The organism is Humibacter ginsengiterrae (assembly GCF_054780115.1).
In genome coordinates, this window is the sequence record NZ_BAAGWY010000014.1 from 25,604 (window position 1) to 41,286 (window position 15,683).

Sequence of the window (15,683 nt, forward strand, 5' to 3'; positions counted from 1 at the left end):
TGCAAGATAATAGGATGGCGGCATGTCCACCGTTCCCGGCACATCCTCTCGCGCACGAGCTCCCCGACGGGATGCCGCGGAGAACCGTGAGGCGCTCATCGCCGCGGCCGTGCGAGTGCTCAACGCCGATGTGGACGCCTCGCTGGAGGCCATCGCGGCCGAGGCGGGGCTGAGCAGACGCTCGGTCTACGGGCATTTCGCCAACCGCGACGAGCTCGTGCGCGAGGTGCTGCGCCTCGGCGCCGAGCGGATGGCGGCATCCGTCGTTCCGATCGTGCACGAGGATGCCCGCATCGAGATCGCGCTGTACGGCGCCACCCTCTGGGCGCAGGTGCAGCATGCCAGCGTCACCGCCGAGTTCGCGGTGCGCGGTCCTTACATGGAGCTGGTCGCGAAGGCTCTCGAGCCGGCACGGGCGAAGCTCCGCCACACCGTGCGGCGCGGCGTGCGCGATGGGGTGCTGCGGCGGGACATCCACCCGGATGCGCTGGCCCGCCTCATCGAGCGTGCCGCGCTCGACGTGCTCACCGAGGCGACGCACGAGGGGCTCGATGCCCGCGCCGGTCACACACTCGTCATGATCACCGCTCTCAGCGTGGCGGGGCTGGGCTGGCGCGAGGCGGATGCCCTCGTCGAGCAGACCCCGGAGCTCGCGTACCGCGCATCAAGTGACGGACGGGCATGAGGATCGCACTGAACGCCGTGTCGAAGCGGCCGGCCCTCGACACGGTGACGCTCACGTATGGCACCGGCGAGGCGGTTCTCGCTCGCGCCGAGACGGAGCAGCGCCCCACGGTGCTCGGGCTGCTGGCATCCGGTCGTATGAAGCCCGGCTCGGGCACCATCACGATCGACGGCGTGGCGGATGCGTCGGCCGTGCGCCGCTCGATCGCGCTGGTCGACGCGCCCGACGTGAGCGACCCTGCACCGAACATCACCGTCGCCGGCGTCGTCGCGGAGGAGCTCATGTTCGCCGGCCGCCCATCCGGCGTGCGCGCGGTGAAGCGCACGCTCGCCTCGCTCGGCGCTGCCAAGCACGCGCGCGACGCGATCGGGCAGGTTCCGCCGACCGTGCGCATCCGTCTGCTCGTCGAGCTCGCCCTGCTGCGCGAAGGGGTGCAGGGCGTCGTGCTCACCGCACCCGATCGGCACGGCGGCGACCCGAACGCGTGGTGGCGCATCGCGCTCGACGTGGCGTCGCGCGGCTTCGCGGTGCTCGTCATCGCCGGGGATGCCTCAGCCGCGGCGATCGCTGCCAGCTCGCTGGTCGAGCGTCTCGAGGCGCCGTGGCAGGCCGCCGACCCCGACGACGATCCCACCCGCGACGACTCCGACACCTCGATCGTCAGCGAGGGGTCGCTGTTCGGCCTGCCCGACGTGATCACCCGTCCCGTACCGGTGATCGAGAACGACACTCACACCGAATCGAGTGACGAATGAAGGTCCCCCAGATGATCGCGGCGGAGCTGCGCCGTCTCACCGCCAGCCGCATGGCGACCATCGCGCTGCTGGCGCTGATGTGCGTTCCGGTCATCTACGGCGCGCTCTACCTCTGGGCGAACCAGAATCCGTACGCGAAGCTCGACCAGATCCCCGCCGCCATCGTCGTGAGCGACACCGGAACCACGCTCGACGGCAAGGCGGTGAACTACGGCGACAAGGTCGCGCAGCAGCTCGTCGACGACGGAACGTTCCAGTGGCACATCGTTCCCGCCGAGACGGCCGCAAAGGGACTGAACGACCAGCGCTTCGACTTCGCGATCACCCTCCCTGCGGACTTCTCGCGGCAGCTCCTGAGCGCCTCCACGACCGACCCCCAGAAGGCCACCGTCACACTCACCACCAACGACACGAACAGCTATCTCGCGTCCACGATCGGCCAGCAGGCGGCGGAGACGATCAAGGCATCCATCGTGCAGGAGGTGAACCGCGAGGCGGCGAGCCGGTTCCTGCTGGCGTTGTCGGACATCCGCTCGAACCTCTCCACGGCAGCGGATGCCGCCGGCCAGCTCCTCGACGGCACGCAGACCGCGCACACCGGTGCGGCCACGCTCGCCGACGGCACATCGCAGCTGGCGGCGGGATCGGCGTCGCTACGGGACGGACTGAACACGTTGGCGTCGCAAACGGCAGACCTGCCGGCGCAGAGCCAGCGGCTCGCGGACGGCGCGCAGCAGGTCGCGGCGGGCGACACCAAGCTCGCCGGTTACGCGAATCAGGCCGGCGCGTTGTCGCAGCAGGCGGCGGATGCCGTGCCCACGGTGCGTGCGGACATCCAGGCACAGCTCCAGTCGCTGGTGCAGCAGGGGGCGATCAGCCAGAGCGAGGCGGACTCGATCCTGTCCCAGCTCGATCAGCTCGGCGGCAAGGTCACCAGTGGCAACCAGCAGGTGCAGACCGCAGTGGGACAGGTCGATCAGCTTGCGAGCGGATCCCAGCAGGTCGCCGCGGGGGCGTCGCAACTGGCGGCATCCGCGCCGGCGTTGACCGGGGGCATCCAGCAGGCGGCCGGCGGGGCGTCGCAACTCGCGGACGGTTCCGCGCAGGCCGCAACCGGTGCGGCCACGTTGCGCGACGGCCTCGGCACGCTCGCCGACGGCACCGCGAAACTGAAGTCGGGACTGGATGCCGGTGTGCAGCAGATTCCGCAGACGACGGCATCCGAGCGCGCGGCCCAGGCGAAGACGATCGCCGACCCGGTGAAACTCGCGAGGTCGAAGGAGGCGAGTGCTGGCACGTACGGTGCGGGGCTGGCGCCGTTCTTCATGGCGCTCGCGGCATGGATCGGCATCTATGCCCTGTTCCTCATCGTGAAGCCGGTGTCGCGGCGCGCGATCACGGCGTTGCGGTCGCCGTTCCGGGTCACGCTCGCCGGCTGGCTCACACCCGCACTGCTAGGCGTCATCCAGATGGTGGCGCTCTACGCGGTGGTCGCAGGAGGATTGCGCTTCGGAGTGAGTAACCCCGCCGCGACGTTCGGCATCATGGCGCTCGCGTCGGTGACGTTCACGGCGATCATCCTGGCGCTGAACGTGTGGCTGGGCAGCGTGGGCCAATTCCTCGGGCTCGTGCTCATGGTGCTGCAGCTCGTCAGCGCGGGCGGCACGTTCCCCTGGCAGACGCTGCCGGCCCCGCTCGCCTGGCTGCACCACGTGCTGCCGATGTCGTATGCCGTGGACGGAATACGACAGACGATGTACGGCGGCAACGCGTCACTGGCCGGCGGTGATGCGCTGTTCCTGCTCGTGTGGCTGGTGGCCGCCCTGGTGATCACCTCGATCGGCGTCGTGCGCATGACGCACCACCGCACGCTGCGAGACCTGCAGCCGAGCCTGATCGGCTGAGCCGGGTTCGCGCCCGACCCATCTCACGCACCCTGCTTCAGGTCGCAGTTTTCGTCGCCTCGGACGGCTCCTGACGACAGAAACTGCGACCTGAACGAAACAATTCCAACTTGCGGATACCGTGTCGGCATGAGGTTCGACGACAGGGTGGCCGTCGTGAGCGGCGCGGCCAACGGAATCGGCTGGGCGACCACGCAGCGGTTGCTCGACGAGGGCGCGCAGGTCGCGTTGCTCGATCGCGAGCCCGACGTTGCGGCATCAAGGCTCGCGGAGCACGCCGAGCACGATCTGTCGACCCTGGAGCGCACGGCGGTGTTCGAATGCGACGTGACGGATGCCGCATCCGTCGACCGTGCCGTGGCATCCGCTCTCGAACGGTTCGGTCGCGTCGACGTGCTCGCCTCTGTCGCCGGCGGCGACCACTTCGTCGAGGACGGACTCGATGAAGCGCATTGGAACGACATCGTCAGCCTCAACCTGCACGGGCCGATGCGCCTCATCCGTGCCTGCCGCGAAGCGCTGATCGCGAGCCGGGGCTCCATCGTCATGGTCAGCTCGGTCAACGGGCTCGCGGCCTACGGCGAACCGGCGTACAGCTCAGCCAAGGCGGGTCTCACGCTTCTTGCGAAGAACCTCGCTGTCGAACTCGGGCCGTCGGGCGTGCGCATCAACGTCGTCGCACCCGGCACGGTGCGGACCCGGGTGTGGGACCACCAGGGCGGACCGGATGCCCTCGCACCGATGTATCCGCTCGGTCGCGTCGGCGAGCCGGCCGAGATCGCCGCCGCGATCGCGTTCCTCGCCTCTGACGACGCCTCCTGGATCACGGGCGTCACCCTGCCGGTCGACGGCGGCTCGCTCGCCGGCCCGCTCACAACAATGCGGCACGTGCTGCCGCACTGAGGCGCCGCCGAACTGGGCTGTCGAAACCAGCCGCACACGGCGTCGACGAGCGAGGCCGGCGGCTAAGGTCGCACCTCCTGCGTATCGGCAATAGCCTCACCGGCTCCATCGGTTCGGCATACCGAGCGAGCTCGGTATCCGCTCACCTCAGTCGCCGATATCGTGGGCGGCGTGAAGGCATCCCATCAGGAACGCGCCGATCTGCGCCTTCTGCACATCAGCGACACCCACCTCTACGGAGACGCATCGCTGCACTACGGCATCGTCGACACCACCGCGGCCTTGCAGCGCGTGCTGCAGAAGGCATCCGAGATCGAGGGGATCGACGCGGTCGTGCTCTCCGGCGACCTCAGCGACGACGGCACCGAGGCGTCGTACACGAAGCTGCGCGAGCTCGTCGAGCCGTGGGCGGCCGAGCGCGGAGCACAGGTGGTGTACGCGATGGGCAACCACGATCATCCGGATGCCTTCACCGCCGTGCTCGGCGACCGCACCCGCGTGCACGCCCTCGGCAGGCACCGCATCATCACGCTCGACTCGTCGGTGCCCGGCGCCGCCTACGGATCATTGGATGCCGACCAGCTCGCCTGGCTACGCGAAACGTTGTCGCAGCCCGTCGATCTCGGCACAGTCGTGGTGGTGCACCACCCGCCCACGCGGGCGGTCACCCCTCTGCTGCGCCGCCTCGAGCTCGACGATCCGCACGCCCTGCTCGGCGTGCTGGATGGCACCGACGTGCGGCTCGTGCTGAGCGGCCACTACCACCATCCGCTGGTCACGCTCGAGCGGGGCATCCCGATCGTGGTCGCCCCGGGAGTGACGAACACGTCGGATGTCACGACCCCGCCCGACACGGAGCGCGCCACGATCGGCGCGGGGTTCGCGCTCGTCGAGCTGCCGGCATCCGGTGCGCCTCGGATCGCGATGATCTCGGCGCCGAGCGCTCGTGACGGAGAGACGGTGTTCCAGCTGGATGCCGAGGGGATCCGCCGCGTCGCGGAGTCATTCGGAGCGCCCGCGTGATGTTGGGTGCGGGCGTCACAAAGCTCGTCGCCAACCGGTCATACCGTTGGGCCGTGTCTAGCGACTAGACACCAGACACCGCCGATCGAGACGCATGACGAAAGGAAGAGGCATGAGAATCGCTGTCGCCGGAGGCACGGGCGTCGTCGGAAGCCGGGTGCTTTCGGCGTTGAAGGGCCGAGGGCACGAGGCCGTCACGCTCTCCCGCGGAACGGGTGTCGACCTGACGTCGTCCGACGGCCTCGAAGCCGCGCTCCAGGGGGTGGATGCGGTCGTCGACGTGAGCTCGACCACCACGCAGTCGAGCAAGGCATCGGTGAAGTTCTTCGGCACCGTGACTCGCAACCTCCTGGCCGCCGAGAAACGTGCAGGCGTGCGGCACCACGTCGTGCTCTCGATCGTGGGCGCCGCGAAGGCGGACAGCGGGTACTACGCGGGCAAGGCGGCGCAGGAGCGCATCGTGATGGCTCTGCCCGGAGGCTGGACGATTCTGCGCGCCACGCAGTTCCACGAGTTCGCTCAGCAGATGACGACGCGCGCGGCGTTCGGGCCGCTCCAGCTCGCACCGGTCGCCCGATGCCAGCCGATCGCCGCAGCGGAGGTGGGCGAGGCGCTCGCCGAGATAGCAGTGGGGGAGCCTCGAGGTCTCGACAGGGATCTCGCCGGTCCGCGCGAGGAGCAGATGACGCGGATGATCCGCGCCTACCTCGCCGCCACCGGCACCAGGCGGTTCGTGGTGAACCTCACGATGCCCGGCGCGATGGGCAAGGGCATGCGAGACGGCTCCATCCTGCCCGGACCGGATGCTCGGCTCGGTACGCAGCCGTTCGACGAGTGGCTGGCTGCGCAGAGCTCGTAATCGCGCCGCTAGCCCAGGCGCGCGTGCTGCACGATCCACGTGTGCATCGCGATCGCCGCGGCCGCCGATGCGTTGATCGAGCGGGTCGAGCCGAACTGGGCGATCTCCACGATGGCATCCGCGGCATCCATCGCCTCGGCCGAGAGGCCCGGCCCCTCCTGCCCGAACAGCAGCACGCACCGCTCCGGCAGGTCGAACGTCTCGAGCTGCACGCTGCCGGGCACGTTGTCGACCGCGATCACGGGCATCCGCTCGCCCTTCGCCCAGACCACGAGGTCGGCGATCGTCTCGTGGTGCACGACGTGCTGATAGCGGTCGGTGACCATGGCGCCGCGCTTGTTCCATCGCCGCCGCCCCACGATGTGCACGGTGTGGGCAAGGAACGCGTTGGCGCTGCGCACGATCGACCCGATGTTCATGTCGTGCTGCCAGTTCTCGATGGCGACGTGGAACGGATGCCTGCGGGCATCCAGCTCCGCCACGATCGCCTCGATGCGCCAGTACCGGTACCGGTCGATGACGTTGCGCGTGTCGCCGCCCGCCAACAGCTCCGGATCGTAGCGATCGTCGGTGGGCCAGGCATCCGGCCCACCAGGCCACGGGCCGACACCATGCGTCGACTGCTCCGGCGTAGGTGCGGGAGCGGACGGTAGCTGCGGCGCGGGGGACTCGGCGTTCTGCACGCGCTTCAGCCTAGGCAGGCTGCGCTCCCGTCTTCTGTGTCGCAATCGCACCGATGGAGTTCATGTGCATGGCATCCGCGGGAAACGTAGGGCCACATGCCCCGACTACCCTTGAGGCAGGATGACGAGGGAGGCTCATTGACCGGTCGCGACGAGATCGAATGCTGGCTCACCGACATGGACGGTGTTCTCGTGCACGAGAACGAGGCGTTGCCCGGTGCCGCCCAGCTCATCCAGCAGTGGCGAGATGCCGGCACGCCCTTTTTGGTGCTGACGAACAACTCGATCTTCACGCCGCGCGACCTCGCCGCCCGGCTGCGTGCCTCCGGACTGGATGTTCCCGAGGAGGCGATCTGGACATCCGCCCTCGCCACCGCAGCGTTCTGCAAGTCGCAGATGCCCGGCGGAAGCGCGTTCGTGATCGGCGAAGCCGGCATCACGACGGCGCTGCACGAGGCCGGGTTCATCCTGACCGAGACGCATCCGGACTACGTCGTGGTCGGCGAGACCCGCAATTACTCGTTCGAGGCGATCACGAAGGCGATCCGGCTCATCGTGCAGGGTGCGCGGTTCATCGTGACGAATCCGGACCCCACCGGTCCGAGCGCCGACGGTCCGCTCCCGGCGACGGGCGCCATCGCCGCCCTGATCACGCGCGCCACCGGACGCGAGCCGTACGTGGTCGGCAAGCCGAACCCGATGATGTTCCGCTCTGCGATGAATAAGATCGGCGCCCACTCCGAGAACACCGGCATGATCGGCGACCGCATGGACACCGACATCGTCGCGGGCATCGAGGCGGGCCTGCACACTGTGCTCGTGCTCACCGGCATCAGCGACCGATCCGAGATCGAGCGGTATCCGTTCCGTCCAGACGAGGTGCTCGACGGCGTGTTTCAGCTGGTGGCAGAAGAGCCGCTGGAGTCCGACGCGATCTGAGGAATCAGCGCCCACTGCATCCACAGCGCCCGCGGTTCCGGGCAACGAGACGAAGATTCGCTTGTAATCTCAGGGGATGGCCGAGGATGTGCGGAACGTGTTGGATGCCCTCTCCACGATCGCCGAACCGTGGCAGCCGCATCGGCTGACGAGCATCAACGACTACGACCTGAAGGTCGTCAAGCTGGAGGGCGAGTTCGTCTGGCACACGCATCCGGACACCGATGAGCTGTTTCTCGTGATCAGCGGAGACCTGACTATCCAGTTACGCGATCGCGATGTCGTGCTAGGACCGAACGACGTGTTCGTGGTGCCCAAGGGCGTCGAGCACTGCCCCCGCGCTGACAGTGAGGTGCAGGCGCTGCTGTTCGAGCCGAAGGGAACCGTCAACACCGGAGACGCCGGTGGTGAGATGACATCGGAGCTCCGCGAGCTCGGCTGACGGATGCCTCTGGAGCCCGAGCCTCGGCCGAACCGTGATTCACGTCAACACGCGGTAACGTCAACCCGTGACATCTTTCGCCGAAACGGTGCCCCTCGTAGGACTTCTCGCCACCCTCGAACCGCTCTCGCTGGACCACGCCGAAGGCCTCGGACGGGCCGCCGCCGACGGCGAGCTCTGGAAGATCTGGTACACCACCGTGCCGACACCCGATGGGATGGCCGCCGAGATCGAGCGCCGGCTGGCCCTTCAGCGAGAGGGCACGATGGCGCCGTGGGCCATCCGCAACACCCGCACCGGCGAGCTCGTCGGCATGACCACGTACTGCAACATCTCGCAGGAGAACCTGCGGGTCGAGATCGGCTACACGTGGATGGCGGCATCCGCCCACGGAACGGGCGTGAACCCGGATGCCAAGCGCCTGCTGCTCGGCCGCGCATTCGACACGCTCGGATGCAACGCCGTCTACTTCCACACGCACTGGCACAACCGGCAGTCCCGCGCGGCGATCGAACGCCTCGGCGCGAAGCAGGACGGCGTGCTGCGCAGCTACCAGGTCTTCAAGGGCATCGTGCGCGACACGGTCACGTACTCGATCCTCAACAACGAGTGGGCCGCGGTGCGACAGGGCCTCGACGCCCGCCTCGCGCAGCACACGACTTCCGTCGGTTGAGCTCGTCGAAACCGAGGCACCCGGCGCCGCCGTTGAGACGTCAGCGCTGGTAGCGGTGCGCACCTTCGCACCACCGCGCTCTCAGCGGACGAGTCGCGTCAAGACGACGGCCTACTGCGGACCTGGACCGGCCAGGCTGCCGGTGATCGGCTGGCCGGATGACCGGCTCACGAAGCAGTAATACGAGCGCTGCCCGTCTTGCCACTGCTTCGCCGTGACCGGGTAACTGCCCTGAACCTGGGCGTCGTCGTACTGGCCGGCGGCGTCCAGGTTGAGCACGCCCGGGCGCGAGCACAGCACGTTGATCTGCGACGCGAGTTGGTCGGCGCCCGGGAAGGCGGCCTTCGGATCCGTCGAGAACACCCCGGTGTAGACCATCTGGCCGGCGTGCGGTGCCGCGCAATCGACCACGGTGAACGTGTTCGCCCAGGCCGTCGTGAACGGCTGGAGGCATTCGCCGCCGCGCAGAGTGTTCCACGGATGCTTGCCAGGAGCCTGCGGGCCGGTCGCGACGGGCGTCGCGGTCGGCGTGGGCGTCGGTGTGGCGGTCTTCGTGGGTGTGGGCCGCGGAGTGACGGCGGCTATCGGCTGCATGGCCGTACGTCCCACGATGAACAGAGCGATGAGCAGCAGCACGAGCAGCATGGCGCAGGCGACGATCAGCATGATGCACTGCGCTCGCGGCGACGGCCCACTCGTGTCGTCGTCGGGATGACCGGAACCGCCTCCGCTGCCCCAGTGAGCGCGAGCGGAACCGCCCGTGGTGCCCGAGTCTTCGGGCCCGCCCGACGCGGAGCGCCGCGATCGACGTGAGCGGTGCTCGGGTGCGCCCGTGCCGCTGGATGCCGCAGTGGCCGCGGTTGCGGCATCGGCACCCGTCGCGCTCGCTCCCGCCCCCGCCGCGCCCGCTCCTGCACCCGTCGCGCTCGCTCCTTCGGCCGCAGCCGCGATGCTCCGTGTGGCGGTCTCGTCCGTGGCATCAGCAGCTGCGTCGGCAGTTTGCGGCGTCGCGACGGCCGAAGCGCCCCACGGCCAGGTGAGTGCCTCGTTGTCGTCTCGGAGAGTGCCGAACGCCGCCGCTTCGTTCGCGTTCTCAGTCGCCTGCGAGCTCTCCGTCGCGTCCGAGTCATCGGGTGCCGCCGGCGTCTCGATTCCTGACGTCTCGATTCCCGACGTCTCCGGCTGCCCGTCGACCAGGTCGCCGAAGAGGGACCACGACGTGCTCGCGACCGGCTTCGTGGGCGGGGCCGGCTCGGCCGGTGGCTCGGCCGGTGGCTTGGCAGCCAGTTCGGCACGTGGTGCACCGAAAACGGGAACCGCTCCGGGTGCGGACGGCGCGTGCGGAGCATCCGCCGCGGTTTCCTGTTCGGCACGCCGACGTGACCGTCGCAGCCACGGAAGCGTCACCGTTCCCGGTGCCGACGGTGGCTCCGGTTCCGCGGGCGAAGCATCCGCAGTGGCGCCGGGTTCCTCAGTCGCTGCGGTAGGCGATCCGGTCGATTCGGATGCTGCCGGCTGGGCAGGTGCAGCGGGGGTCGGATCCGGCGGCGTCCACGCCGGTACCGCGATCGTGGGCGGCGGAACCGTGCCGGGCACGACCTCGACGTTCGGCGGCACGGCGGGAAGCATCGGCGGAACGGTCGGTCCTGTGGGCGGAATCGCGAACGGGCCCGGCTGCTGCGATGGTGCAGGCGGTTCCGCAGCCGCGGGCGTTACCGGTTCGGCGGGCTCGGGGACTGGGGGTTCCGCGAACTCGGGGACTGTGGGTTCCGCGGGCTCAGAGGCCCAGGGTTCCGCGGGCTGAGGCGTTGCCGGCTCGACCTCCGCCGCTGGCCGCTCGAACTCCGGCGGCACATAAGGCGCGAGCGGAACCGTCGGCGGTACGAGGCCGCGGTGGTGCTGCAGTTCCTCGTCTTCGCCTCGTGAGTCGTGAGCATCCGCGGATGCGTCATCCTCCTCTTTGGCACCGCTGCCGTGCACGAGGGGGTCGGGCTCGTCGTTCGGGGTCAGTCCCCAGAAGAACGTGCTCTCGCCTTCCCCCGACAGGCTGTTCGTGGGTGTGCGGTGCGTGGATTCCGGGCGAGGTGGGATCGGCATCGACAGCTCGGGGATGTCGTACGTGGGCGGCGCGGCGCGCGGATCCGGTAGCTCAGGCGCGGGCCGAGGTGTGGCCGACGGGACCGGCGGGAAGGCGGGCTCGTAGGCATCCGGATCGTCGTCGTCGACCTCGGTGTCGTACACGGAATCGTTGCCGGTGGCTTCGCCCTCGGAGCCGTCGCCGACGCCGAACAACGACGAGAGGTCGTCGTCGTTGTCGTCGGGCTCGTCAGGGCCGCCAGGGATACGTGCCACTAGGCGAGTCCCAGGTCGTCCAGTCCGATGGCCGCGAGATATGGGTAGCCGGCCTGCTCGATGACCTCGCGGGCGCCGGTGTTGCGGTCGACGACGACGGCGACGGCGGCGATCTCGGCGCCGACCTTCTTCAGCGCCTCGATCGCCTTGAGCGGGGATCCGCCGGTCGTGGAGGTGTCTTCGAGCACAATGACGCGCTTGCCCTCGAGCTCCGGTCCCTCGACCTGCTTGCCGCGGCCGTGGTCCTTGGGCTCCTTGCGCACCACGAAGGCGTCGTACGCCAGGCCGCGCGCGGCGCCCTGGTGCAGAATCGCGGCCGCGATCGGGTCCGCGCCCATGGTCATCCCGCCGACCGCGACCACATCGGGAACCTCGGCGATGAGGTCGAGCATGACCTGGCCGATCAGAGGAGCGACCCGGTGGTCGAGGCTTACCTTGCGCAGGTCGACGTAGAAGGATGCCTTCTTGCCGCTCGTCAGCGTGAAGTCACCGTGGAAGACGGCCTCGTTCGAGATGTGGTCGATGAGCTGCTGGCGGGTGTCGGTCACGGATAAAGATTAGTCGTGGTGGGGCTGTGAAGGCCCCGGATGCCCGCAGAACCGCGGGCGACGCCGCCCCTCGCTACCCTGGGGCGATGCGCATCGCACACGTCGTCAAGGTGACTGCCGCAGTGCTGGCGCTCGGCACGCTCGGTGCCCTGGGCATCACCCTCGACTCGGAGCCCGCCCGCGCTTCTGCCGCGAGTCAGGCATCCGCCGGCAGCGTCCGCCCGTTCGCCGACGACCCTGTGACCTCGCTCACGCTCGACCGGTTCGACGCCGTGTACGACCTGCACCGTGATGCGGCGAAGAACTCGTCGATGACGGTCACCGAGACCATCGGCGTGCGGTTCCCCGAGGCGGATGTCAACCACGGCATCGAGCGTGCGATCCCGACGTTCAATCAGGACATCGCGTTGCACCCGCACGTCGTCTCCATCACGGATGCCCGGGGCACGCCCCAGCCGTACGAGGCGGTGGACAGCGGGGACGCCGGGTATGGCGACGACATGACCGTTCTGCGCATCGGCGACAAGAACACGTATGTGCACGGCGCGAAGACCTATGTCATCCGGTACACGCTGCAGAACGTCGTGTGGCATTTCGCCGACACGAATGACGCCGAACTGTATTGGGACGTCAACGGCACCGGCTGGGACTCGCAGATCGCCGAGACCTCTGTACGCATCTACCTGCACAACGGCACCGGTGCGGCACTCAACGGCAAGATGGCGTGCTACCCCTCGGCGAAGGAATCCGCCAAGGGCGTCTCGCAAGAGCCGTGCACGATCGGCACCGACAGCGGGTCGATCGTCGCCAGCGTTCGAGGACTGAACTACTACAAGTCGCTCACGGTCGCGATCGGCTTCGAGAACTCCGCGTTCGCCGAGCCGCCGCACGAGCAGAAGGCCTGGCAGTGGGTGGTCGTGCCGTGGCTGTTCTTCATCCCACTGCTCGGCGGTCTCGCCTGGGTGATCTACCTGCGCACCGGACCGTTCAGGGATGCCAAGGGGCGGGGCATCATCGTGCCCGAGTACGACGCGCCACGCGGTGTCTGGCCGATGCTTGCCGCTGACTTCTTGCGCAAGGGCAACGCGGCGTTCCCCGCCGAACTCGTCGGGCTGGCGGTGGGGAAGTACCTCACCATCTCCGAGAACGCGGATGCCCCGAGCAGCTCTCGCTACACGGTCACTCTCACGAACGCCGACTGGTCGGCTCTCGACAGCTCCGAGGTGGCGCTGATGCAGGTGCTGTTCCCCGGCGGGATCGTCGGCAACTATCGGGTGCTCGACCAGACCGATCGCACCCTGGGGGATGCGCTCGCGAAGCAGCGGGCATCCGCTCCGAAGCGCGTGACCGAGCTCGGGCTGCGGGCCAGGACGAAGCGCCAGGGCAACGGGTGGGTGCGGTTCGGCCTCTTCGCGCTGCTGATTCTGCCGATCGTGCACCTCGGTTTCGCCGCCGCCAACCATGCGGGCGTGCCGTGGGTCGTGCTGCCGGATGTCGCGGCCGCGGCCTTCGCGATCGTGCTGCTCGTGCTGACGGCGCCGCGTCTGCGCATCACCGACCGGGGTGCAGAGGTGCGCGACCACCTGGAGGGCTTGAAGCAGTACATCGAGCTGGCCGAGAAGGACCGGCTGGCGTTCCTGCAGAGCCCGAAGACGGCAGAGCGTGTCGACGTGAGCGACTCCGGGGCCGTGGTGAAGCTGTATGAGAAGGTGCTGCCGTACGCGATGGTGCTCGGAGTCTCCGAGCAGTGGGTGAAGGTGCTCCAAGACCGCTACGCCACGACCGGCGAGAACGCACCTGACTGGTACAGCGGTCCATCGCCGTTCCTCACGCTCGCGCTGTGGTCGAGCGCATTCTCCACCTCCAGCTTCGCCACGACGCCGTCGTCGTCGAGCGGCAGCTCCAGCTCGTTCGGCGGCTCCGGCGGCGGAGGGTTCTCCGGCGGCGGTGGCGGCGGAGGCGGTGGCGGCGGCTGGTAGGCCGTCGAGCCCTGTCGGATCCAGCCGATAGATTGGGCCGCATGCGTGTCGCCACCTGGAACGTGAACTCGATCCGCGCCCGCGTGGGCCGCATCGTCGACTGGCTCGTGCGCGAAGACGTGGACGTTCTGGCGATGCAGGAGATCAAGTGCAAGCCTGAGCAGTTCCCGCTCGAAGCGTTCGAAGAGGCGGGTTACGAGGTCGCGATCCACGGGTTCAATCAGTGGAACGGGGTCGCGATCGCCTCCCGCCTGCCGATCGAGGATGTCGCGACCGAGTTCGACGGCATGCCCGGCTTCCTGAAGGGCGAGGAGGGTCCCGACCTGCCGCGTGAGGCGCGCGCGATCGGTGCGACGATCGCCGGTCTGCGGCTGTGGAGCCTCTACGTTCCGAACGGCCGTTCGCTTCAGGACCCGCACTACACGTACAAGCTCGACTGGCTCGCGACTCTCGCAGCGGATGCCCGCACCTGGCTGGCCGAGAATCCGGACCAACCCCTCGCGCTGATGGGCGACTGGAACATCGCGCCGACGGATGCCGACAACGGCGATCCCGCCGTCGTGCCCGGTCTGTCGACCCACATCTCGGCGCCGGAGCGTGAAGCGTTCGCCGCGTTCGAGACGATCGGCATGACCGATGTGGTGCGCCCGTACCAGCCGGAGGGCTTCACGTACTGGGACTACAAGCAGCTGCGCTTCCCGCGCAACGAGGGCATGCGCATCGACTTCATCCTGGGATCGCGGCCGTTCGCCGACCTCGTGACGCACGCAAGCATCCACCGCAACGAGCGCAAGGGTGACGCACCCAGCGACCACGTGCCGGTCATGGTGGAGCTCGACGTCTCACTGCACGGTGGGAACGAAGACGAAGACCGCCCGATGATCTTCGGCTGAGCGCCCGCCCTCCGCTGCCACCGCACGTCGGCCGGTCGAGCTACGCCAGCAGCCACGCGATCACGATGAGCGCCGGTATGGCAGCGATCGTCGTGACGAGCACGGTGTCCCGAGCGAGAACCTCGCCTCGTTGGTAGCGACTGGCGAAGTTGAACACGTTCTGCGCCGTCGGCAGGGCACCGAGCGCGACGGCCGCGAACAGCGCGTGCCCGTGCAGTCCGAGCGACGCGGCGACGATCCATGCCACCAGCGGCATGAACACGACCTTGCCGATGGATGCCGCCACGATGGGCATCCGTTCGTGTGCCGCGCGAAGCGGGCGGGCGCCGCGCAGCGACATGCCGAACGCGAGGAGCACCAGCGGAACCGCGGCCCCGCCGAGCAGTTCGAAGGGCTGGAACACGGCATCCGGAACCTTCCAGCCCGTCAGGTCGAGCGCCAGCCCGGCGAGAGAGGCGAGGATCATCGGATTGCGCACCGGCTGCGTCACGATCGAGCGGATGGATGCCCGTCCGTGCGCGGTGATGTCGAGCACAACGAGTGCGGTCGGTGCGAACACGATCAGCTGCAGCAGGAGCACCGGCGCCACGAATGACGCATTCCCGAGCACGTATACGGCCACGGGCAGCCCGATGTTGTTGGCGTTGACGTAGCCGGCGCCGAGCGCACCGATGGTGGTCTCGGCGGCGGACCTGCGGAAGAACAACCGGCTCACCAGCACGAAGGCGCCGGCGGAAGCGATCGCCGAGGCTGCCGCGATGATGACGCTCGACGAGAACACCTCGCGGAGATCCGCCTTGGCCAGCACGGTGAAGAGGAGAGCCGGGTTGGTCACGAAGAACGCGACCCGATTGAGCACGAACCCTGCGGACGGGCCGTCGACGCCGAGTCGTCCGGCGAAGTAGCCGACGACGATGACGAACGCGATGATCCCGAACCCGATCAGCACGCCTGTCACCGCTCAAGCCTACGGACCGCGGGTTGACCTCCGCGCCGGCGATGGCAACCGTTGCCGCCGCGACTCCTGGCTCGCGCATCCGGCCGG

At 68.7% G+C, this 15,683-nt stretch carries 15 protein-coding genes; 11 read left to right on the plus strand and 4 right to left on the minus strand.

The features are described from left to right. Positions 1-22: 22 nt before the first annotated feature. From ACYVII_RS15170 to ACYVII_RS15195, 6 genes are all read left to right on the plus strand, one after another. The gene (locus ACYVII_RS15170; RefSeq protein WP_460536571.1) at positions 23-685 is read left to right on the plus strand and encodes a TetR/AcrR family transcriptional regulator; all 663 of its coding nucleotides are present in this window, start codon (positions 23-25) and stop codon (positions 683-685) included. Next, a complete protein-coding gene (locus tag ACYVII_RS15175) occupies positions 682-1,440 on the plus strand; it encodes a hypothetical protein (RefSeq protein ID WP_460536573.1) in 759 nt (252 codons plus the stop codon). The genes ACYVII_RS15170 and ACYVII_RS15175 overlap by 4 nt, the downstream gene beginning before the upstream one ends. Then, positions 1,437-3,344: a YhgE/Pip family protein gene (locus tag ACYVII_RS15180; RefSeq protein ID WP_460536575.1), complete on the plus strand. Its 1,908-nt coding sequence runs from the start codon at positions 1,437-1,439 to the stop codon at positions 3,342-3,344. The genes ACYVII_RS15175 and ACYVII_RS15180 overlap by 4 nt, the downstream gene beginning before the upstream one ends. A 129-nt stretch (positions 3,345-3,473) precedes the next feature. Beyond that, a complete protein-coding gene (locus ACYVII_RS15185; RefSeq protein WP_460536577.1) occupies positions 3,474-4,247 on the plus strand; it encodes an SDR family NAD(P)-dependent oxidoreductase in 774 nt (257 codons plus the stop codon). 171 nt (positions 4,248-4,418) lie between these two features. Continuing rightward, a complete protein-coding gene (locus tag ACYVII_RS15190) occupies positions 4,419-5,270 on the plus strand; it encodes a metallophosphoesterase (RefSeq protein ID WP_460536579.1) in 852 nt (283 codons plus the stop codon). Between the two features lie 112 nt (positions 5,271-5,382). Continuing rightward, complete coding sequence (locus ACYVII_RS15195) at positions 5,383-6,129, plus strand: SDR family oxidoreductase (protein ID WP_460536581.1); 747 nt, start codon at positions 5,383-5,385, stop codon at positions 6,127-6,129. A gap of 8 nt (positions 6,130-6,137) precedes the next feature. On the opposite strand, the gene ACYVII_RS15200 is transcribed toward ACYVII_RS15195, so the two are convergent. After that, positions 6,138-6,812, minus strand: a complete 675-nt coding sequence (locus ACYVII_RS15200) for a TrmH family RNA methyltransferase (RefSeq protein WP_460536583.1) — start codon at positions 6,810-6,812, stop codon at positions 6,138-6,140. A gap of 138 nt (positions 6,813-6,950) precedes the next feature. Here ACYVII_RS15200 and ACYVII_RS15205 point away from each other — a divergent pair, with 138 nt between their 5' ends. The 3 genes from ACYVII_RS15205 (at position 6,951) to ACYVII_RS15215 (ending at position 8,866) form a co-directional block, all read left to right on the plus strand. Beyond that, entirely contained in the window at positions 6,951-7,751 is an 801-nt protein-coding gene (locus tag ACYVII_RS15205; protein ID WP_460536585.1) for an HAD-IIA family hydrolase, read from the plus strand. A 76-nt stretch (positions 7,752-7,827) separates the two neighbouring features. After that, the gene (locus tag ACYVII_RS15210; RefSeq protein ID WP_460536587.1) at positions 7,828-8,193 is read left to right on the plus strand and encodes a cupin domain-containing protein; all 366 of its coding nucleotides are present in this window, start codon (positions 7,828-7,830) and stop codon (positions 8,191-8,193) included. 67 nt (positions 8,194-8,260) lie between these two features. Next, complete coding sequence (locus ACYVII_RS15215; RefSeq protein WP_460536589.1) at positions 8,261-8,866, plus strand: GNAT family N-acetyltransferase; 606 nt, start codon at positions 8,261-8,263, stop codon at positions 8,864-8,866. Between the two features lie 111 nt (positions 8,867-8,977). Here ACYVII_RS15215 and ACYVII_RS15220 read toward each other — a convergent pair whose 3' ends face one another. Together ACYVII_RS15220 and pyrE are read right to left on the minus strand one after the other, a co-directional pair. Then, positions 8,978-11,218, minus strand: a complete 2,241-nt coding sequence (locus ACYVII_RS15220) for a septum formation family protein (RefSeq protein ID WP_460536591.1) — start codon at positions 11,216-11,218, stop codon at positions 8,978-8,980. Then, entirely contained in the window at positions 11,218-11,766 is a 549-nt protein-coding gene (pyrE, locus tag ACYVII_RS15225; RefSeq protein ID WP_460536593.1) for an orotate phosphoribosyltransferase, read from the minus strand. The genes ACYVII_RS15220 and pyrE overlap by 1 nt, the downstream gene beginning before the upstream one ends. Positions 11,767-11,852: 86 nt before the next feature. On the opposite strand from pyrE, the gene ACYVII_RS15230 reads away from it, so the two are divergent. Both ACYVII_RS15230 and ACYVII_RS15235 read left to right on the plus strand, forming a co-directional pair. Beyond that, positions 11,853-13,745: a DUF2207 domain-containing protein gene (locus ACYVII_RS15230; RefSeq protein ID WP_460536595.1), complete on the plus strand. Its 1,893-nt coding sequence runs from the start codon at positions 11,853-11,855 to the stop codon at positions 13,743-13,745. A 41-nt stretch (positions 13,746-13,786) separates the two neighbouring features. Continuing rightward, positions 13,787-14,638 carry an exodeoxyribonuclease III gene (locus ACYVII_RS15235; protein ID WP_460536597.1) on the plus strand — a complete coding sequence of 284 codons (852 nt, stop codon included), beginning with the start codon at positions 13,787-13,789 and terminating at the stop codon, positions 14,636-14,638. Positions 14,639-14,678: 40 nt separating this feature from the next. Here ACYVII_RS15235 and ACYVII_RS15240 read toward each other — a convergent pair whose 3' ends face one another. After that, a complete protein-coding gene (locus ACYVII_RS15240) occupies positions 14,679-15,596 on the minus strand; it encodes an AEC family transporter (RefSeq protein ID WP_460536599.1) in 918 nt (305 codons plus the stop codon). Between the last annotated feature and the right edge of the window lie 87 nt (positions 15,597-15,683).